Origin of the sequence: Aquibaculum sediminis, from assembly GCF_040712085.1 — a bacterium.
GTDB lineage: Bacteria > Pseudomonadota > Alphaproteobacteria > Kiloniellales > DSM-21159 > Aquibaculum > Aquibaculum sediminis.
Genome location: NZ_JBFCVK010000022.1, coordinates 1 through 852, shown reverse-complemented (window position 1 = coordinate 852; position 852 = coordinate 1). Strand labels below are relative to the sequence as shown.

The following is an 852-nucleotide window of genomic DNA, read 5'->3' as shown; positions in this document are numbered from 1 at the left end:
TCAAAAGCGGGTATGCACCGCCATACCGACAGCGAAACAGGCGTAGGCCGTTGGTGGAAACCTTTTGATGTGAGCTATGAGTTTAAATTTACTGGATTAAAATAATCTGTAATTTATCTAGCATGCGGGCGGACACATAGGTCCGCCCCTTGTATATTAAAATTAATATAAAATAGCAACAAAACCCCGTTATCTGCATCTCGCGTCCGCCCCAGGCAACAAACCGAGTTGTAGCAATGAGAGCAGATAACATTTCACCAAAAAACCGAACAGTTGCCAGACTTAAACCCGAATGCAAGGCAGGTTAATGATGAATGAACAAACTTATTGTGGTATTGATGTTGCTAAACGTCATTTCGTCATTGGGCTTTCTACCCAAAAACGAACTAAGACCGAAACCAACAATCCGAAAGGGATTGCACATACCATTGAGTATTTACGTCGTTTCAGTGTGGACTTAATTGTCCTTGAAAGCACCGGTGGGCTTGAACTTCCATTAGCTAAAGCACTCCACCGCACAGGCTTTCGTGTGGTGATTGCTAACCCGCGACAAACCAATCAGTTTGCGATGTCGCAGTCACTAGCAAAAACCGACAATAAAGACGCCAAAATGTTGGCTTTTTACGCCCAAATGCTCGCAATGCGTGATAATGTAGCACAACAGCTTTACATACCACCCACTCCCGAGCAGGAACAGCTTGAAGCCCTTGTTTCACGCCGTAATCAGCTTATTGAAATGCGTTTTGCGGAGAAAAACCGCCTTGAACAAGTTCATTCCACACAAGTATTCAGTGTTGAACAGCATATCGACTATCTCAGCCTGCGTATTGATGAGCTGGATAGGGAAATCGA

2 protein-coding genes are annotated in these 852 nt (G+C 44.2%); both read left to right on the top strand.

The features are described from left to right. Positions 1 to 12 precede the first annotated feature (12 nt). Positions 13 to 105, top strand: coding sequence for an iron transporter (locus ABZ720_RS17410; RefSeq protein ID WP_366556798.1), 93 nt, complete (start codon positions 13 to 15; stop codon positions 103 to 105). 205 nt (positions 106 to 310) lie between these two features. Further along, a partial coding sequence (locus ABZ720_RS17405; RefSeq protein WP_366556797.1) for an IS110 family transposase occupies positions 311 to 852 on the top strand: 542 nt, incomplete at its 3' end.